The following is an 18,542-nucleotide window of genomic DNA, read 5'->3' on the forward strand; positions in this document are numbered from 1 at the left end:
GGATGGCTTTTAAAGCTTCGTTAAAGTCAAAGTGTTGCATAATGTCATTCCTTGTTTTCTGGATAGTTTATGGGAGTGACACAGTTTTTTGAACACTACAGAAATTTATGAAAAAATAGATAATGATAATGTAACAAATTGGCTTGCCTACTTATGCGTATTGCTCATTTAAATAATAGTGCCTAAATGGTCTAAAATTGCTTAATTTTTTCCACCACTTTCCCCACTCCGATAGACGGATTGGGCTTATCGTCATCAGTCGATGACAGCCATCAGAGGATTTCTGACTATGTTTACCAATAACTTAACCAACCTTATCTTAAATGCCGATAGCTACAAAACGTCGCATTATTTGCAATATCCACCAAACAGCGAATACGTGTCCAGCTATGTTGAGGCACGCCGTGGTGATTATCCTGTGGTCTTTTTTGGATTACAAGCCTTTGTTAAAGAGTATTTAATCACCCCCATCACCCAAAAAGACATTGATGATGCCCAAGCGGTGATAGTTGCCCATGGCTTGCCATTTAATCGTAATGGTTGGCAACGACTGCTAGACAAACATCAAGGTCGCCTGCCCTTACGCATTCAAGCAGTGGCAGAAGGGTCAATCATTCCTACTGGCAATGTGTTGTGTCAAGTTGTCAATACTGACCCTGAATTTTATTGGCTCACCACTTATATTGAAACGGCTCTGCTGCGTGCTTTATGGTATCCAACCACAGTCGCCAGTGTATCGCATTACTGTAAGGGCATCATCAAATCCGCCTTAGCAAAATCAGCAGACAGCTTAGACAGCTTGCCATTTCGATTACATGATTTTGGTTCACGAGGCGCATCCAGCCTTGAGACGGTGGCATTGGGCAGTTTGGCACATTTGGTCAATTTTTCTGGCACAGACAGTCTGACTGCGTTGGTGGCAGCCACCCGTTGGTATGGTATGAATGACGAGATGGCGGGTTTTTCTATCCCAGCTGCTGAACATAGCACCATGACCGCTTGGGGACGTGACGGTGAGCCTGCCGCTTTTGCCAACATGATTGAGCGGTTTGGCGGTGAAGGTAAGGCATTTTCAGTGGTATCAGACAGCTATGACTTATGGAATGCCATTGATAACATTTGGGGCGATGAGCTCAAAGACAAAGTCAAGAATATGGGCGGTACGCTGGTCATTCGCCCTGACAGTGGCGAACCTGCCAAAGTGGTGCGTGAAGCACTGGAACGTTTGGCTGCCAAATTTGGCTCTAAAACAAACAGCAAAGGCTATAAGCAATTACCTGACCATATACGCCTAATCCAAGGAGATGGCATTAACCCACACAGCATCAGCAAAATCTTAGATGCCATCATGGACGCAGGTTTTAGCACTGAGAACGTTACCTTTGGCATGGGTGGTGGGCTGTTACAACAAGTCAACCGAGACACCTTAGGATTTGCCATGAAAGCCAGTAGCATCTGCATTGATGGCAAGTGGCATGATGTGTATAAAGACCCCATTACCAGCCATTCCAAACGCTCCAAAAAAGGTCGTTTGGCATTGATAAACACTGATGGCACAAATGATGGCAATCTGACCAACCATGATGTTCGCCATATTCGCACCATTCGAGAAGATGAATTGGGGAATGATACCAATCATAAAAACAACCTGCTCCAAGATGTGTTTATCAATGGTAAGTTATTGATTGATGACAATTTGACTGTCATTCGTGAGCGGGCGGGGTGGTGATTACCTTTGGTTATTTTATTGTCTTTGGCTAAAGCAATAATGAATAATTATTGGGAAATCCAACCTTAAGCCTTGCTGATGGCAAGCGAGATATCAATACTTTTAAAAGAATACTTTTAAAAGATTGTATGGTCAATTCATAGTAAAACCACCACAAATCCAAAGATGGCTGTCAGATTTTGTTATCCTTAATCTCTGCCATCAATCCCCCCCATCATTCAATCCCCCCATCATTGAAATTATCCCAAATAACCCATAAACCCAATAAAACAAACCGTTTTATCCCATGGTGGAATAACGCCAACTTCCATTTGACCCCCATCTTCTTATCCCAACAAGACTGACCAAGCTGACCAAATTTTTAACTTATCTTAACAAAAAGGGTGAGTTACAACAGTGTCTCAAAAGAAGTGTCTCAAAAAAATCGCCCTGATTAGGGCGAAAGTTACTGACATCTCTACCTAAATCACAAACGATGGTCAGACAATGACACACGACGAATCAATCAAGGCACCAAATTCAATGTGTGGTCAGGCGATGGCTCTTCTCCATTTTCTATATCACGAAATTGCACGCTGTCTTTATCCATATAAATCAAATAAGGCGGTATGTCAGATTGATCTTCTGGATGTAACAACACATATCGACTGTCCAAACCATTGATGTCATATGTTCCTTTGGTTGTTATTTGACCATCAGGCTTGCCCAAATATTCTTGCGCCATCACAAATGTGCCATCAGCGTTTAGCGTCAAGTCAGTCTGAATGCCTGAACAATCTGCACAAGGCAACACACCAGAATAAGCAGATTGAGGCAACACACCCACGCCATCTGTAACAGTAACTTCAGGTTGTTGACCGTCATCGATGGGGTCAGCCACAGCATCATCAGTTGAATCGATGACAGGCTGTTCAACTGCTTGAGTGTTTGCTTCTTCTTGGGTTGCTTGTTGGGTTGCACTGCCTTGATCGGCAGTGCTTTTATTTGAGTTATCACAAGCAGTCAATGATAACAGTGTCGACATGGCAAACACAATGGACGATTTTAGTTTCATATTCATATTAAAAAATCTCTTAAAAATAAGATTAACCAACATTAACAACTTAATTTTTAACAAAAAACATTATGGCATAAAATTTTTATCTCAACAAGACAATTGCCATTACCATCATAAAGGCTGATGACATGCTTATCATCAGCCTTTGTTGTTTTGTTGCTTTTTGTGTTGTTGCTTTTTGTGTTGTTGCTTTTTGTATCAAAAGCTTGAATTGGGCTTAGATTTTTCCAACCAAATCAATGCTGGGCTTTAAGGTTTCTTTGCCATCTTCCCAAGCCGCTGGGCAGACTTCGCCATCGTTTTCACGCACATATTGGGCGGCTTTGACTTTACGCACCATGTCTTTAGCAGAGCGACCAATGCCCAAATCATGAATTTCTGCCACTTTAATAAAACCTTCTGGGTCAATTAAGAATGTGCCACGTAAGGCAGCGTTGTCTTCTTCAATCATGATGTTAAAGCCACGAGTGATTTTGCCTGTGCCGTCGCCCAGCATGGGAAATTTAACTTTGCTGATGGCTTCTGATGAGTCATGCCATGCTTTATGAACAAAGTGGGTGTCAGTTGATACGGCATAAACTTCTACGCCTAAGCTTTTGAGTTCTTCATAATGGTTTGCCATGTCTTCTAGTTCAGTTGGGCAAACAAAGGTAAAATCATGGGGATAAAACATAAAAATCGCCCAGTTGCCTTTGACATCGTCAGATGAGATGGTTTTAAATTCTCCGTTGACAAAAGCTTAAGTGCTTTATCGCTTGATTGCTTGAGCTTATCATTATCATGGTAGGATAAGCGTTTCTCCAGTTTAAAGAATTTAATGTCATGATTTATTTTTTTAATGTTGAAATGCTGTCTTTATCATTTTTAAGCTTCTGAACAAATCATAAACAAGTCTAGGCAGTGTCCCTTAATGTTTAATGCTTAATATCAATGGCCACGCTTATTAAGTAATCCGACAAAATTAAATAATTACATTATTAAACTGTTTAAAGTTCAAGTTTAACGTTGAACCGATATTAGCAAAAACACGATTTACACCGTAACGCAGTGAATTGAAATCGACATAATCACACGGTCTAAGCCAGCCTTGTTTTACCTCTTTGCATAAACGCTCAATAATATTAAGCTGTGGACTGTAAGGGGGTAGATAAAAGATAAACAAACCACGCTGTTGCCAAATCTTTAACCGCTTTTGAATCACTTTGGCAGTATGGACTCTGGCATTATCTAATACAAATACCGTGTATTTGTTAATTTTTAATGATATCTCATCAATAAAGGTAAGTATATCATTAGCCGTCATATTCGTTTCGCTTAGTTGGTAATGAAACTGCATGGTTCTTGAGAGTAGACCAAAACAGTTAATACCTTTACCTCGTTGTACAGGAATACTGATATTTTCATTCTTGTGTTGCCAACCATAGGTACATAGCCTGTTTGACTGATTTTGGTTTCATCACCATAATACAGGTCGATGTCGCTGTTTTGGTTTAAGCTTTCAAGCATCGCAAATTGCCCTTTTGGTCGCATTCGGATGCGTTTGTAGGTGTAGCCAATACTTTTAAAAAACGCTCAAGGGTGCGTTGGCTAAATTGTTTACCTGTTTGCTCAGTGAGTTCATCCATAATGAGTTTAACTCGTTGGCGTTCTCGGCTAATACAGTCTTTGACGATTTGTTCATGCTCATGGGTGAGTATGGCTTTTCTGCCTTGTCCTGGTTTAGTCTGTAACCCTTGTATGCCATGTTCACGATAGCGTTTGACCCAGTTATAGACACTTTGGATGTTGGTGTCTAGTATGTTGGCTATATCTTTAGCTTTGTAGCCTTGGCTTTTGAGTAGGATGAGATGACATCGTTGTCGATAGACTGCTGTTTCGCCTAGTTTGTAGCCTTGCTCAAGTGCTTGTTTTTGAGTGTCTGTCAATTCAATGATGCTGATTTTCATGGTGTTTTAATATTGTGATGGTTGAATAATATTACAATATTAATTTGGCGGATTACTTATTACTCGCCTGTTACCATGGCAATAAATTCAGCTTCTGTTAATTTTGGCGTGTTATTAGCAAGCTCATAATAGCCGCTTTTTTATCAATAAAGATTTGTGATTTCAATTTAAAATCCACCTCATCAAACAATCCTGCCGAAACATAATAATTATCCGTGCCAAACTGATGAAAATACAGATGACTTCCACAAGTTTTGCAAAATGCTCGCTCACCCCATTCAGCACTCTGATAAGTGCTGATGTGGTCGGTATCATTGGTTTTTATGCTCTGCACCATTACCGTAAAACCTGCCGAACCGCCCCATTTACGGCAGTTATTGCAATGGCAAGCGTGAATTTCTTGATTGTCCGCTGTTTCAATGGTAACGGCTTTACATAAACATTGAGCTTTCATGGATTTTCCTTTTTGGATTAACAGTTAATGTTTTAAATTATGATTTAAAACGCATCATCTTAACTTCTAAGATTTTTTACCGCAATGCGGTCAGCTTGTTTTCTATCTCGCTCTGGCATCATCATCGACTGATACACCCCTTCTTTTAATTTATCAAATAACTCATCGCGTTCACTAGGGATAAGCTCTAGGGAAAATTTTTGATTATCAGCAATCGCTTTGAGTATCTCAATATCAAAATCTGTTGCTAGTCCTTGTTCATCTTTAAAATTTAAAAACAAAAGGGGCATTGTTGTGTTGATGCCGACCACATATTTTTGCAATTTTGTTTCTACAGTAGGGGCGGTGGAGGTTGTGCTAGCACTAGAAGTGGGAGTCTCTGTAGCAGTGGGGGGATCATTGTTGCAAGCTGTTAAAATCAATGTTGATAGCAAGACACTGCTAAATACAAATTTTTTCATCATGTTTTATCTCCAGTAAGAATAAAAATTTTAGGAAAATAATTTCTAGCGTAGAAATTAAATTCAACTTAGCAATTATAAATTTATTTATAGTTTTTGTGCTAATGAATAAATTTTGCAAATTGTAGCTTTATTATTTGCGTTATTTTGGTTGGTTTTTCTGGGGTTAATTTAGATTCTAACTACTAGCTTTGGCTTGTTTAAATAATTCTAGGGTTTGCTGGCGCGCTTGTTTGTGATTGACGATGGCTTTTGGATAGGCATTTGGGTGGGTGCTGAGATGGTTTTGTAATTTATTTTCATCGTGCAAGATGTTGGCGTGAATGCTTCTGACTTCAGGTAACCATGTTTTGATAAAGCGCGCATGCGGGTCAAATCTTTTGCCTTGGGTATAGGGATTCATGATTCTAAAATAAGGCACGGCGTCATTACCGACTGAGGCAGACCACTGCCAACCGCCATTATTAGCGCTAAAATCTCCATCAATTAGATTTTGCATAAAATAACGTTCCCCTAAGCGCCAATCAATGAATAGGTCTTTGGTTAAAAACATAGCAACAATCATCCGCAGGCGATTATGCATAAACCCTGTGGCATTTAGACAGCGCATGGCGGCATCAACTATAGGAACGCCAGTTTGTCCATTACACCAGCGTTTAAAATCTTTAGCGTCGTAACGCCATGGCAGGTATCGGTCTAAGGTTAAAAAGGCGTGATGACGGATTAAATCCGCACGATAAAATAAAATATGCTTGCAAAAATCGCGCCATGCCAATTCACTGATAAAGGTATTGCTGGCTTCACTATCACTTGCCATCATAACTTGTTGGCAAATAGTGCGCGCGCTGATGAGTCCAATGGCGAGATAAGGGGATAATCCGCTGGTGCCTTCAATGCTGGGGATATCGCGTTCTTCAGGGTAGTGCGCAAGTTTTTCTTCGATGAAGGTATGGAGTTTGCTGAGTGCTGAGTGTTCATTTGCTAGATAGGCTTGTTGGCAATGCTGAAGCGCCCCATGGGGGTCGGTAAAATAGGACATTGTTTGTTGATAAATCTCATCAATGCTATTTGGACTAGAGCTAAAAGCAGGAAAAGGATTTTGCTGTTTTCTGGGATACTGGCAGGAGGGTAGGTTGAGCAAAAGCGCTCGCCAGCGACGATAAAACGGCGTGAAAACTTGATAATAATTGCCATTTTGTTTGCAAACACTTTTAGGCGGCAAAATGCATTGGTCATCAAAGCTTTGACAAAGAATATTGTGCGCACTTAAGCGTTGGCATAGTTGTTTGTCGCGTTGAATCTCATTTTCTTCATATTCACGATTAAAATAGACGGTTTGGATGGCGTAGGTTTGGCATAAGTGTTCAATATGTTTGATGCTTTCGGCATAATCTTTGGCAAACAATACTTTTAAACTCACGCCAAGCTGTTGCAAAGATTGTTGCAAGGGCGATAAAGCGCGTAGCGTTAAATCTGCCTGTGCAGCGGACATTTCGTGATTTAACCAAGATTGTGGGGTGGCAATAAAGATAGCGAAGGTTGCGCCATTAGCAAGTGCTTGATTGAGTGCGCTATTGTCTAAGGTGCGTAAATCACGGCGAAACCACATTAAATTCATAAACACTCCAAAGTGGGAATCATTAAGCGCCATTCTTGCGTTTCAATGGTGTTCTTTTTAAAGATATTGGCGCAATAATTTCTAAGTCAGCGTTGTGATTGCCCAAAATTGAGCACTAGCGGTTTGTGCTAGTCGTCGTTTATGGATTGATGGCTATTTTGTTGTTGCCAACGCTGTTCCCAGAAGGTGGCATTTTTAATACCAAGCGCTTTGGGATTAAAGCTGTAGGTTTTAATCCCAGCGGCTTTTTGGGTTTCATAGTCTCTAAGGGCAGTAATAGTTGGTTTGGCTAAAAAATACAGCGCAATAATGCCGACAATATTAAGCCATGCCATAAGTCCAACGCCAATATCTCCAATTTTCCAAACATAGCCTGATTGATTGACTGCGCCATAAGCAACAGAAAGCATAATGATAATTTTAATCAGGAAAATGCCTAAATCGCCCATGCCGATTTTTTCACTTAAATAGGCAATATTGGTTTCGGCAATGTAGTAGTAAGCAAGAATGGTGGTAAAGGCAAAAAAGAATACAGCAATGGCAACAAACACAGCGCCAAAATGATTAAAGACGGTGGCAAGCGCCATTTGCGTAAAAGCTGGTGAGTCAATGATGGTGTTTGTTGCGACATTTTGCACGATAAAATTCCCTTGAGCATCAACAATATTATAGGTTTGAGTTATGAGAATCATAAAAGCGGTGGCACTACAAACAAAGAGGGTATCGATATAGACAGAAAAAGCTTGCACAAGTCCTTGTTGACTAGGGTGTTCTACTTCAGCAGCGCCTGCGGCGTGAGGGCCTGTTCCTTGCCCTGCTTCGTTAGAATATACTCCGCGCTTAACGCCTAGGGCGATAGCAGCGCCCATAGCAGCATCAAAACTAAAGGCGTTATCTAAAATAAGTTTAAATATTTCAGGGACTTTGTTGATGTTGATAAAAACAATAATCAGCGCAAGAATGATATAACCTAGCGCCATAAAAGGGACGATGATTTGGGTGAAATGCGCTATGCGCTTAATGCCACCAAAGATGATAAAGCCAAGCGTTATTAAAATAAAAGCCAGTGAGATAAGGGTGTTAACGCCTACTTTGCCTGCAATAGAGGTTTGAATCATTTCGCCTGTGCCAAATACTTCTGTAATGGCATTAGCGACGCCGTTTGCTTGTACACCTGGGAGAAATAAACCGCAGGAAATAATAGAGGCGACGGCGAATAAGATGCCATAAGGTTTCCATCCGAGACATTTTTCAAAATAATAAGCAGGCCCGCCGCGATATTCGCCTGTTTCTGTGTCAGTGACTTTGTAGATTTGTGCAAGGGTGGATTCGATGTAGGCGGTACTTGCGCCTAGAAAAGCGACAACCCACATCCAAAAGATAGCCCCGGGTCCGCCAAATCCAATGGCAGCAGCAACGCCTGCAATGTTGCCAATCCCAACACGCCCTGAGAGTGAGACGGCAAGCGCTTGAAAAGAGGAGATGCCTTCGGCGCTGGTATTGGGCTTAATAAGAAGGCGGAACATTTCAAAAAAATGACGCGCTTGTGCAAAGCGCGTTGCGATAGAAAAAAATAATCCAGCTAACAGACAAAGACAAATTAAAGCTGGACTCCAAATAACGCCATTTATTTGATTGATAATTTTTTCCATTGGTGGATTCTCTATGATGCGGTGATGAATAAAATCTGTCTGTTACACCCCCTCCCGAGTATGAAAACGCCCGGCATAAAACAGGAGGCTTTTTGTAAAGATATGGTTTTATGAAAGGGCGCTAATCTAGCATGATTTTACTGGAAACAATAGCGCTTTATACGGACAAAAATATTGGTTTTATTAGATGGCTATGCTAGATTTAGGGTGAAAGTTTATTTTATTTTAATGTTTTTGCCTCTTGTTAGGAGACTATATGGGTAAGTTTTTGAAAAAAATTTTAGTTTTGAGTATGTTTGGGGGCGCTATGGTATCTCAGGCAGAGGAGTTGCCTCTGGTGGCAGTAACGCAAATTGTAGAACATCCTTCTTTGGATGCGATTTATCAGGGGGTGCTGGATAAATTGAATGAGGAGGGGTTTTTGATGGGCAGACGATGCGCATTGAATATGAAATCGCGCAAGGGGATATATCGATTGCCTCACAAATTGCGAAAAAATTTGCTGGAGAAAATCCAGCGGTGATTGTGGCAATTGCAACCCCTTCAGCACAAACAGCCGCCGCCGCGGCACGCAATACGCCGATTGTGTTTGCAGCGATTACCGATCCCTTGGGGGCAAAATTGGTGAGCAATTTAGAAAAACCAGGTAAAAATATTACTGGGGTGAGCGATGTTATTCCTTTGGATAAGCAAATTGAGCTTATTTTAACCATTAAGCCTGATACGATGACCATTGGGACAATTTATAATCCTGGTGAGGCAAATTCAGCTTCGATTGTAAAACAGCTAGAGGATTATTTAAGCGATAAACCGCAGTCGTTGCTTCCTGTTGTTGCAACTAAGAGTTCGGAAGTGCTTGGGGCAGCGCGCTCTTTGGTGGGTAAGGCGGATGTGATTTTTATCTTTTTGGACAATACCGCGGCTAGCGCTTTGGAGGCGGTGATTCATGTGGGAGAACAAAATCAATTGCCTGTATTTAGTGCAGATACGGATTCAGTAAAACGAGGCACTATTGCAGCATTGGGGTTTGATTATTTTGATGTTGGTAGAGCTTCGGGAGAGTATGTGGTTAAAATTTTAAGAGGGGCTCAGGCTGGGAATTATCTGTTGGTTATGCTGAGAAAGTAAATTTGGTGGTTAATCCCACTCAGGCGCAAAAGATGGCATTACTTTATCTGATGAGATTTTACAACAAGCACATGAGGTGGTTGGTCAATAAGTTTTAAAGCTTGTGCAATATTTTTAGTAGGGTGCTATTTAGTGCCCTACATTTTTTAGGAGTATGGGTTTGATGTTATCAACGATTGCTTTTTATGGTGCGATTGAATCGGGACTGATTTATGCTTTGGTGGCGCTAAGTATTTATTTATCCTTTCGAATATTGGATTTTCCTGATTTGACGGTAGATGGGAGTTTCCCTTTAGGAGCGGCTGTTGCGGCAACGTTGATTGTTTCTGGATATCATCCATGGTTGGCGACCTTGGCGGCAGTTTTAGCTGGAATGTTCGCAGGTGGGGTAACGGCATTTCTAAGCGTGAAATTGCGGATTTTGAATTTATTGGCATCGATTTTAACCATGACGGCGCTATATTCGATTAATTTGCGCATTATGGGGCGTCCGAATGTGGCTTTATTGGGCGAGACAACGATATTGACGTTTTGGGAGCAATATTCTTGGCCTTATTATGTTGTGTCGGTGGGATTGTTTTTTGTGGTGGTGTTGGGGGTGGTGGGGTTATTGTGGTGGTTTTTGCAATCAGAGGTGGGGCTGGCGATGCGTGCAACTGGGGCAAATCCAGCGATGGCGCGTGCGCAAGGCATTACAACGGGGGGAATGACGTTTTTAGGATTGGCTTTGGCGAATGGTTTGGTGGGGCTTGCTGGGGCTTTGTTTGCACAAAGTCAGGGGTCTGCTGATATTACAATGGGGGTTGGGGTGATTGTTATTGGTTTGGCGTCTTTGATTGGTGGTGAGGCTATTATGAGCCTAAATCGGTTATACGAGCATTAATCGGATGTGTGGTTGGTGCAATTGTCTATCGGTTGGCGATTGCTTTGGCGCTTAATGCGAATTTTTTGGGATTAAAAGCGCAAGATTTGAATATGATTACGGCGTTTTTGGTTACGCTGGCAATCGTGTTGCCCAATATGCGCGCTAGAGGGTTCGCTTCTAAATTGATGCAGAGGAAAAAATGATTAGTGCAAGTGAGATGCGAGTTACATTTGGACGGGGAACACCGCTTGAAAATCGTGCATTGCAGGGATTGAGTTTAACTTTGGAGGCGGGTGAGTTTGTAACCGTTATTGGCTCTAACGGGGCGGGCAAATCTACTTTGCTCAATGCGCTTGCTGGCGAGATTTTATTAGATGCAGGGCGCATTCTAATCGATGGGGAAGAGGTAACCCATTTATCTACGCATCAACGCGCGGCGAAAATCGCGCGAGTGTTTCAAAATCCTTTATTAGGGACATGTGAGCGCCTAAGTATTGAGGAAAATATGGCGCTGGCGATTAAGCGAGGGGGGAAGAGAGGATTGTCATGGGCGGTGAAAAATCGTTATAAAAAGCGCTTTCAAGAAGCGCTAGCGCATTTGAACTTGGGGTTAGAGAACCGTTTGCAGGATAAGATGGGTTTGTTATCAGGTGGGCAGCGGCAGGCGGTGAGTTTGCTTATGGCCAGTTTAACCCCATCAAGCATTTTATTATTAGATGAACATACAGCAGCGCTTGACCCAAAAACAGCGTCATTTGTAATCGCGCTCACGCAGGAAATCGTAGCGCAGGAAAAATTAACAACTTTGATGGTAACGCATAGCATGCGCCAAGCCTTGGATGTGGGCTCACGCACGATTATGTTGCATCAGGGGCGGGTGGTGTTTGATATTGCTGATGAGGCGCGTTGTGGGTTAGGGGTGGCGGATTTGCTGAAATTATTTGAGCAACAAAGTGGTGAAAAAATGGGAGATGATGCGTTAATTTTAGGCTAGGTTGGCGCGAGTAAAAAAATAGGCTAAAGCCAATTAAATTAGGTGCGCTAAGGCATTGTTGCAAAAAACGTATTCTGTATTAAAGAACGCCCACGATAAAGTGGGCGTTTTGTGCATGTTATTTTTTATAGCGACTGGGATTAAAATCCTGCTTGTTTTTCAAGATGCTCAACCAGAGATTTATCTAGATTAAGAGCTTGCGCAAGTTGATGAAGATAAACAATTTCTTTGCGGTGTAGGTCATCGCTAATGATGCGTGAGGCGAGATAGACTTCTGCAGCAAGTGCGGTATCGTTGCCGATTTCTTGCGCTAATTGCGCAGGGTTGGCGGGGTGTTGCAATTGTTGTTCAATCCATTGGCGAGTTTGTGCGTCCTCACTCCCTATTTCCTCAAGAATAATTTGTTTTTCTTGATTATCAATGTGTCCGTCTGCAGAAGCGGCGGCAATCATGGCTTTGACAATGATACGGCTGTTGTTTTCTCTGCTTTGTTCGTTGCGTTCATAAGTTGGTTGGGTATTTGTTGTAGTGCTTTGGCTGGGTTGTTTGTCTTGCCAGCTTTGGTAGGCTTTATAGGCTAAAGTGCCAATGGCGGCAAGAGAACCCATTTTGCGCATGCTGCTGTTAATACCAATACCACGGCTTTTATTGCCCATAAGCATGGATAGCAGACCAGCCGCCGCCGCGCCACCACCTAACTTTTTAAGGGCATCGCGATTAATATCAAAACCATTGTTTGACTGCTGACTAGGTGAGCTATCGCGGTTGTCTAAGATTTTTTTGCCCGTTTGTAGGACTTGATTCAAAATATTTTCGATATTCATAAAAACTCCGTAGATTTTAATTTAATAGATTTGGAGGTTTAGCATTATATCTTATAATGACGCTTGCATTGCAAGGGAGGTTAGGTTTGTGCTTTAAGGTTAAGTTAAATGGCGGTTGAAGCAAGAGGGAAATGGGCGCAGGGGTTTGCGTTGTTGTCGTTTTTTTTATTATTGATAGCATTTTATGCCTATGTTGAGGGTTGGTTGCAACAAGCGCATAATCCAAATCAGGCGCCTATGCAGTCAGACGGCGTGTTGCGACTGTTGCCTTCACAAGATGGGCATTATCGTGTCTCTGGACAGATTAATGGCTATCCAGTGGTGTTTGTTTTAGATACAGGGGCAACTGGTATTGCTTTAAGCGAACAATTAGCACAACGCATTGGGTTAGTTGGGATGGGTGAAGTGCGTTCCATGACAGCTAATGGGCTGGTTTTGGCTAAGAGAACGCAACTGCAATCCATTCAAATTGGGGAAATAAGGCTTATCAATATGCCTGCTAGTATTTTGCCTAATATGGATGATGAAGTGCTTTTGGGAATGTCATTTTTGCGTCATTTTGATTGGCGACGTGCTCAGGGTGAGCTGTGGCTAACGCCTATGCAGAATAATTTCTAAAGAATATAGGGGGTTGTAATGATAAAAGAAGAATTATTGCATTCGCGATTACTGCGTGAGTCGTTATTTTTTAATCAGCTTAGTGATGCTGAGGCGCGCGAGATTTTAGCGCATACGCATATATCAGATTATCAGCGTGGTGAATATGTATTGACCCAAGGTCAAATTCCTGAATTTATGATGTTTTTATTAAGTGGTGAGTTGTTTACTTTGCGTAGCACGCCTGAGGGCAGTGAAATTATTATCCGCATGTTAAGTGCTGGGGAGACTTGCATGGAGCGATTTTATTTCCGCCTGACCCTTCCCCTATCATGGTACGAGCTACTAAAGCATCAAAAGCGTTATGCATTGAGGCAGATTTTATTACACAGTATGCTAAAACCAACCATAAAGTCTCTCATAATCTATTGATTATCATTGCAAAATACTATCGAGCTGCAATTTTGCAAATTGACAGTATTACCTTAAGAGACGCCACTTATCGAGTGGGACGCTATCTATTGAGTTTGTCGCTTAATCGTGGGCAGGTCAATCAATTTGATTTAATCTATAAAAAATCAGATATTGCCAATTATTTGGGAATGACACCAGAGACGCTTTCACGCTCTTTGAAAGAACTACAAAAATTAGGGGTTAAGGTGGAAAGTGGACATGTTCATTTAAGTGAAACGTTTCTTTTGGGAGAATTTTGTGATGCGGTGGATAAAAAGCGCTGTATTTGTACGACCTCTCTAAGCAGTGAGAGATGAATTAGGAGGCAAGCATTGGATTAAATACGATAGGCTGTTCTAAGAGAGGATCAGATAAGGGAGAGGATTGTCGCGTTGCGCTAAGCATTTCATCAACAAGAGGCAGGCATTGCCCACAGCCAGTACCAACTTTTAGATGCGCCATAAGCGCAAGACGGCTGGTGTGTCCTGCTTCTATAGCTTGGTAAATTTGCTTATCAGAGATATTTTTACAAAGGCAAATTTTCATAAAAGCGATTCCTAATGATAATCTTTATCAACAGATAATAGGGCGAATGAGCAATGAAAGCAAACGGATATAATTAATTGTTTATTGATTTTTTGTTGATTTTATTAATGATGACAATCAACACTAAATTAAAATCGTCTTAAATAGGGCGCTGGTGTTAAAATTAGTGGAAATAAGCGCGTGTGAAATAATACAGTATGGACAATAATCATTTAGACCAAAATATATTTGATGCTCAGGGTTTTCGTTTTAATGTGGGGATTATTATTATTAATGAATTTGGGCAGGTTTTTTAGGTAAGCGGTGTGGGCAGAATTCATGGCAATTTCCGCAAGGCGGTTTAAATGCAGGGGAATCAACAATTGAGGCGATGTGGCGTGAATTATATGAAGAAACAGGACTGACCCAAGCGCATGTTGAGGTGGTGGGGGCAACAAGTGACTGGCTAAAATACCGTTTGCCAATTCGCTTTCGTCGACGTAGACGGCATGGATTGGTGCAATGCATTGGGCAAAAGCAAAAATGGTTTTTATTGCGTTTGAAAACAAAAGATGTAAGCGTGAATTTGACAACAAATCTGACCCCTGAATTTGATGATTGGCGCTGGGCTGACTACTGGGAGCCAGTCAATGAGGTGGTGTATTTTAAGCGTAAGGTTTATCGTCATGCGCTTAATCAGTTAAAAGGTTTTATTCCTGAACACCATGAATTAATTGAACAACAGGCTGAAGGTTTAAATGCTTTATCACAAGATAATTAAACTGTGCTATGTCTAGTGGCTGATAACCAGCGTGTTGCTGGTTTTTTGTTTGAGCGCTGTGATAAATGTTGTTTAACTTGTTTGCTTGAAATAAGAAAGGTTAAAGAGGGTTGGGTTGGGTTTTGTATCTTTTGGGAAAATATATAAAAAGTTTAACTAAATCATTTGCTTGTCGGTGGTACAAGTCAAGGACGATGATTAAATGAGCGACCAGTATTTTATAAAGGTTTGCAGAAATTAAGCGCCAATTTTTACGCTGTAAAAAAGAGAAAGCATTTATATTCAATAAATGCCATAAAAATACAATGGTGCAAAATTCATTTATATAAAAATTATATAAAAATTGCGTCTATGCGTCTAAAGGATAGGGAAATGTGTTATCGGCTTTCGTAGTAGTGTTTTTCTCGTCTTTCGGAGAGTTGTTTGCAATCGATGCATAGTTCGGCGGTTGGGCGGGCTTCTAATCGTTTGATACCGATTTCTTCGCCACATTCTTCACAATAGCCAAAATCGTTTTTTTGAATGCGGATAAGGGCTTGTTCGATTTTTTTGAGCAGTTTGCGCTCACGGTCGCGGGTGCGTAGTTCTAGGGTAAATTCTTCTTCTAGTGTGGCGCGGTCGTTGAGGTCTGCGGTGGATTCGTGGGCTTGTTTGAGATGGTTTTGGGTGCGTTTGCTTTCTTCGTAAATGGCTTGTTTCCAGTTTTCTAGGATTTGGGTGAAGTGGGCTTTTTGGGCGTTGTTCATGTAGTCTTCATTAGAAGGGGGTTGGTTGCTCATTGGCGGTATCCAATTGTAAAGGTTACAAGGGTTTAAGGGCGCGCATAGTAGCGAACTGTTCAAAGCTTGTCAAAATCACGTGGGTTTGTTAATGGGCTTGGCGTTGTCGGCTTAGGTTTTGGTAGATTTTATAAAGGCTTGCTATGAAATATTGTATGCCTGCAATAACAACGATGGCAGGTGCTACGGGGTAGTTGTATTGCCATGCTAGTGCGATGCCTAGGGTGGTGGAAAGGCTGGCGATAAGGATGGCAAGGGCGACGCTTTGTTCGGGCGTTTTGGCAATTTTGTTGGCGGCGTTCGCGGGGATGATGAGTAGGGCGATGACTAATAATAATCCAAAAAATTGTACCATCACGCCAACAAATAGGGCGAGGATGAGAAGGAAGGCGAGGTCGTAATAGTGGCTATTTTTGAGTTCGGTTTGTGCGATGAGGGGGTGGAGGGTCATAAGAATAAGCGGTTGCCAAAGATAGCGTATACTCAGTGCGGTTAAAAAGGTAACGATGAGGATGATGTAGAACTGGGGGAGGTAGGCGGTGAGGATGTCTCCAAAGAGATAGCCCATGAGGTCGGTGCGGATGTGTTCAAGAGAGGAAAGAACAATAAGCCCAAGGGCGAGGGAGATGTGAGAGAGGGTGCCTAGGATGTTGTTGCTGTCGTCTTTGCTATGATGTTTGAGCAGATAGAGTAGGGCTACAAGGAGTAGGGCGATAAGCCAGATGCCTAGATAGATGGGAAGGTTTAGGGTGAGCGCTAGGGCAATGCCGAGTAGGGAGGCATGCGCAATGGCTTCCCCAAAATAAATAAGGCGTCGCCATCCAAGAAGCGCGCCTAGCGGTGCGGCAGTGGTGGCGGTGAGTAGGGCGCAAAGCCATGGAATGAGAATAAAGGAGATGAACATGGGGTGGCTCTCTTAGGCGGTGGGATGTTGTTGATGAGGATAAAAGGCGATGTGTGTAGGCGCTGGCGTGCCAAATAATTGTATGAATTCTGGATGTTTTTGTATGTCTTCAGGGCTGCCTTGGCAACAGATGTGTTTGTTTAGGCATAAGACGCGGTCACTTTCTGCCATGACGAGGTGGAGGTCGTGGGAGACCATGAGGATGCTGGTTTGGTTGTGCTGCTGGTAGTCACGAATGATTTTATAAAATTGGTCGAGGGTGGTGGGGTCGATGCCAGCGGCGGGTTCGTCTAGGACGATGAGTTGGGGATTTCTTAGGAGGGCGCGGGCAAGAAGTAGGCGCTGGGTTTCGCCTCCTGAGAGGGTTTGTAGGGGTTTGTTGAGAAGTGTGAGCAGATTTAGGCGCTTGAGCCATGGGTTGTCAGGGCTTGGGCGGAGGTCTTTGAGAAAGCGTTGCGCGGTGATGGGGAGGTCTACAGGAACATGAAAACGTTGGGGGAGGTAGCTGATTTTAAGGTGCGGTTGGCGGTAAATGTGTCCACGAGTGGGTTTGAGGTGGTTTAAGATGAGGGCGAGCAGGCTACTTTTGCCTGCGCCGTTGGGACCTACAATGGTAAGGATTTGATTTGTATAAATTTCTAGGTTGATGTGTTCCAGAATAGGGCGTTGGTCTATTTGATAATGGATGTTTTTTAGGGTGATAATGGCGTGGGGCATGGGGTGCTTTGAGGTTAAAAAGGGTTACAGTATAACGTTTAGTTTTGGGGTGAACAATGGTTGAATGTTGGGTGTCGGTGGCGATTGCGCGTCCTTTGTTGGGGTTGTTTGATTATGAGTGTACGCAAATGGTGGCGGTGGGGGTGCGTGTGTTGGTGCCGTTTGGGCGTCAGCAGGTGGTGGGGGTGGTGATGTCGGTTCATAAGACGCGTCCTTTGGTGGATTTTGCTTTGAAATCGGTGGCGCGAGTGTTGGATGACAAGCCGTTGGTAGATGCGCAGATGTTGGCTTTGTGGGGCTTTGCGGCGCGGTATTATTTTCATCCAATTGGGGAGGTGATGCAGGCGGCGTTGCCTAAGGTGTTGCGTGAGGGGGGGGAGAATGTGCAGGCGTTGGCGCGATTTTATGCGGTCTCTGTGGCGGGTTTGGCGCATTTGGCTGAAGGAGGGTTGGGGCATAAACAGGCGGAGGTGTTGAGGTTTTTACAAGCGCAGGGGATGTGTGAGGAGGGGGTATTAAGGTCGCGGTTTGCGCTGTCGGCGCGATGGCTTGCTGATTTGTTGGCGCGGGGGTGGTTGGTGATGGAGCAGCGGTTTTTGCCACAGGCTGGGGCGGTGTTGCCAACGTTGGAACTTAATGAGGCGCAGACGGTGGCGGTTTCTGGGGTGTCGGCATTGGAGGGATTTGAGGTGGCGTTGGTGGAGGGGGTAACGGGCTCTGGGAAATCGGAGGTGTATTTACGTTGTATTGAATATTGGTGTGCTTCGGGGGGGCAGGTGGTGGTGTTAGTGCCAGAGATTGGGTTGGTGCAGGCGATGTTGGCTCGTTTGCGGGGGCGTTTGAAGGGAGCGGTGGTGGCGCATCACTCTGGTTTGAGTGATAGGGAGCGTTTGGATAGTTGGCAGGCGATGGCAAATGGGTCGGCTCAGGTGTTGGTGGGGACGCGTTCGGCGGTGTGGGTGCAGTGTAAGAATTTGCAGGCAATTGTGATTGATGAGGAGCATGACCCAGCGTATAAACAGCAAGATGGGTTTCGTTATCATGCGCGTGATGTGGCG

The 18,542-nt window shown here is 43.0% G+C and carries 14 protein-coding genes and 8 pseudogenes; 9 read left to right on the forward strand and 13 right to left on the reverse strand.

What is annotated here, in order from left to right:
• Nucleotides 1–289 precede the first annotated feature (289 nt).
• Nucleotides 290–1,729, forward strand: coding sequence for a nicotinate phosphoribosyltransferase (locus tag A5N84_RS08410; RefSeq protein ID WP_072282019.1), 1,440 nt, complete (start codon nucleotides 290–292; stop codon nucleotides 1,727–1,729).
• A 505-nt stretch (nucleotides 1,730–2,234) separates the two neighbouring features.
• On the opposite strand, the gene A5N84_RS08415 is transcribed toward A5N84_RS08410, so the two are convergent.
• The 8 genes and pseudogenes from A5N84_RS08415 to A5N84_RS08450 all read right to left on the reverse strand — a co-directional run bounded on the left by A5N84_RS08415 (nucleotide 2,235) and on the right by A5N84_RS08450 (nucleotide 8,917).
• Nucleotides 2,235–2,789: a copper resistance protein NlpE gene (locus tag A5N84_RS08415; protein WP_198923892.1), complete on the reverse strand. Its 555-nt coding sequence runs from the start codon at nucleotides 2,787–2,789 to the stop codon at nucleotides 2,235–2,237.
• 214 nt (nucleotides 2,790–3,003) lie between these two features.
• Nucleotides 3,004–3,525, reverse strand: a pseudogene (gene ahpC, locus A5N84_RS08420) (alkyl hydroperoxide reductase subunit C); the annotation flags it as partial.
• A 222-nt stretch (nucleotides 3,526–3,747) separates the two neighbouring features.
• Nucleotides 3,748–4,200, reverse strand: a pseudogene (locus A5N84_RS10335) (transposase); the annotation flags it as partial.
• A gap of 76 nt (nucleotides 4,201–4,276) precedes the next feature.
• Nucleotides 4,277–4,732 (reverse strand): helix-turn-helix domain-containing protein, encoded by a 456-nt coding sequence (locus A5N84_RS08430; protein ID WP_072282021.1) that lies wholly within the window; start codon nucleotides 4,730–4,732, stop codon nucleotides 4,277–4,279.
• Nucleotides 4,733–4,791: 59 nt separating this feature from the next.
• Nucleotides 4,792–5,186, reverse strand: a pseudogene (locus A5N84_RS08435) (GFA family protein).
• Nucleotides 5,187–5,245: 59 nt separating this feature from the next.
• Nucleotides 5,246–5,341: pseudogene (locus A5N84_RS13555) on the reverse strand (NADH-quinone oxidoreductase subunit B); the annotation flags it as partial.
• Nucleotides 5,342–5,825: 484 nt separating this feature from the next.
• Nucleotides 5,826–7,265, reverse strand: coding sequence for a cryptochrome/photolyase family protein (locus A5N84_RS08445; protein ID WP_072282023.1), 1,440 nt, complete (start codon nucleotides 7,263–7,265; stop codon nucleotides 5,826–5,828).
• Between the two features lie 128 nt (nucleotides 7,266–7,393).
• Nucleotides 7,394–8,917: an alanine/glycine:cation symporter family protein gene (locus A5N84_RS08450; protein WP_072282024.1), complete on the reverse strand. Its 1,524-nt coding sequence runs from the start codon at nucleotides 8,915–8,917 to the stop codon at nucleotides 7,394–7,396.
• 307 nt (nucleotides 8,918–9,224) lie between these two features.
• Here A5N84_RS08450 and A5N84_RS08455 point away from each other — a divergent pair.
• The 3 genes and pseudogenes from A5N84_RS08455 (at nucleotide 9,225) to A5N84_RS08465 (ending at nucleotide 11,904) form a co-directional block, all read left to right on the forward strand.
• A pseudogene (locus tag A5N84_RS08455) lies at nucleotides 9,225–10,045 on the forward strand (ABC transporter substrate-binding protein).
• Between the two features lie 163 nt (nucleotides 10,046–10,208).
• Nucleotides 10,209–11,113, forward strand: a pseudogene (locus tag A5N84_RS08460) (ABC transporter permease).
• On the forward strand, nucleotides 11,110–11,904 hold the full coding sequence (locus A5N84_RS08465; protein ID WP_072282025.1) for an ABC transporter ATP-binding protein: 795 nt from the start codon (nucleotides 11,110–11,112) through the stop codon (nucleotides 11,902–11,904). Before A5N84_RS08460 ends, A5N84_RS08465 begins: the two are co-directional and overlap by 4 nt.
• 140 nt (nucleotides 11,905–12,044) lie before the next feature.
• Here A5N84_RS08465 and A5N84_RS08470 read toward each other — a convergent pair whose 3' ends face one another.
• Nucleotides 12,045–12,728 (reverse strand): tellurite resistance TerB family protein, encoded by a 684-nt coding sequence (locus A5N84_RS08470; RefSeq protein WP_072282026.1) that lies wholly within the window; start codon nucleotides 12,726–12,728, stop codon nucleotides 12,045–12,047.
• Between the two features lie 108 nt (nucleotides 12,729–12,836).
• On the opposite strand from A5N84_RS08470, the gene A5N84_RS08475 reads away from it, so the two are divergent.
• The 3 genes from A5N84_RS08475 to A5N84_RS08485 are packed head-to-tail and all read left to right on the forward strand — an operon-like array spanning nucleotide 12,837 to nucleotide 14,095.
• Nucleotides 12,837–13,346, forward strand: coding sequence for a retropepsin-like aspartic protease family protein (locus A5N84_RS08475; RefSeq protein WP_072282027.1), 510 nt, complete (start codon nucleotides 12,837–12,839; stop codon nucleotides 13,344–13,346).
• An 18-nt stretch (nucleotides 13,347–13,364) separates the two neighbouring features.
• A complete protein-coding gene (locus A5N84_RS08480; RefSeq protein WP_072282028.1) occupies nucleotides 13,365–13,757 on the forward strand; it encodes a cyclic nucleotide-binding domain-containing protein in 393 nt (130 codons plus the stop codon).
• Between the two features lie 32 nt (nucleotides 13,758–13,789).
• Nucleotides 13,790–14,095, forward strand: coding sequence for a helix-turn-helix domain-containing protein (locus tag A5N84_RS08485; protein WP_158008691.1), 306 nt, complete (start codon nucleotides 13,790–13,792; stop codon nucleotides 14,093–14,095).
• A gap of 1 nt (nucleotide 14,096) precedes the next feature.
• Here A5N84_RS08485 and A5N84_RS08490 read toward each other — a convergent pair whose 3' ends face one another.
• Nucleotides 14,097–14,324 (reverse strand): (2Fe-2S)-binding protein, encoded by a 228-nt coding sequence (locus A5N84_RS08490; RefSeq protein ID WP_072282030.1) that lies wholly within the window; start codon nucleotides 14,322–14,324, stop codon nucleotides 14,097–14,099.
• 224 nt (nucleotides 14,325–14,548) lie between these two features.
• Here A5N84_RS08490 and A5N84_RS08495 point away from each other — a divergent pair.
• A pseudogene (locus tag A5N84_RS08495) lies at nucleotides 14,549–15,084 on the forward strand (RNA pyrophosphohydrolase).
• Between the two features lie 377 nt (nucleotides 15,085–15,461).
• Here the strand turns inward: A5N84_RS08495 and dksA are convergent.
• The 3 genes from dksA to A5N84_RS08510 all read right to left on the reverse strand — a co-directional run bounded on the left by dksA (nucleotide 15,462) and on the right by A5N84_RS08510 (nucleotide 17,484).
• Entirely contained in the window at nucleotides 15,462–15,863 is a 402-nt protein-coding gene (dksA, locus tag A5N84_RS08500; RefSeq protein WP_072282031.1) for an RNA polymerase-binding protein DksA, read from the reverse strand.
• Nucleotides 15,864–15,951: 88 nt separating this feature from the next.
• The gene (locus tag A5N84_RS08505; RefSeq protein WP_072282032.1) at nucleotides 15,952–16,767 is read right to left on the reverse strand and encodes a metal ABC transporter permease; all 816 of its coding nucleotides are present in this window, start codon (nucleotides 16,765–16,767) and stop codon (nucleotides 15,952–15,954) included.
• Nucleotides 16,768–16,779: 12 nt separating this feature from the next.
• Nucleotides 16,780–17,484 (reverse strand): ATP-binding cassette domain-containing protein, encoded by a 705-nt coding sequence (locus A5N84_RS08510; protein WP_072282033.1) that lies wholly within the window; start codon nucleotides 17,482–17,484, stop codon nucleotides 16,780–16,782.
• A 56-nt stretch (nucleotides 17,485–17,540) separates the two neighbouring features.
• On the opposite strand from A5N84_RS08510, the pseudogene A5N84_RS09680 reads away from it, so the two are divergent.
• Nucleotides 17,541–18,527: pseudogene (locus A5N84_RS09680) on the forward strand (primosomal protein N' family DNA-binding protein); the annotation flags it as partial.
• Nucleotides 18,528–18,542: the final 15 nt, after the last annotated feature.

The sequence above is a fragment of the Rappaport israeli genome, assembly GCF_001888055.1.
In the GTDB taxonomy this organism is placed as follows: Bacteria; Pseudomonadota; Gammaproteobacteria; order Cardiobacteriales; family Cardiobacteriaceae; genus Rappaport; species Rappaport israeli.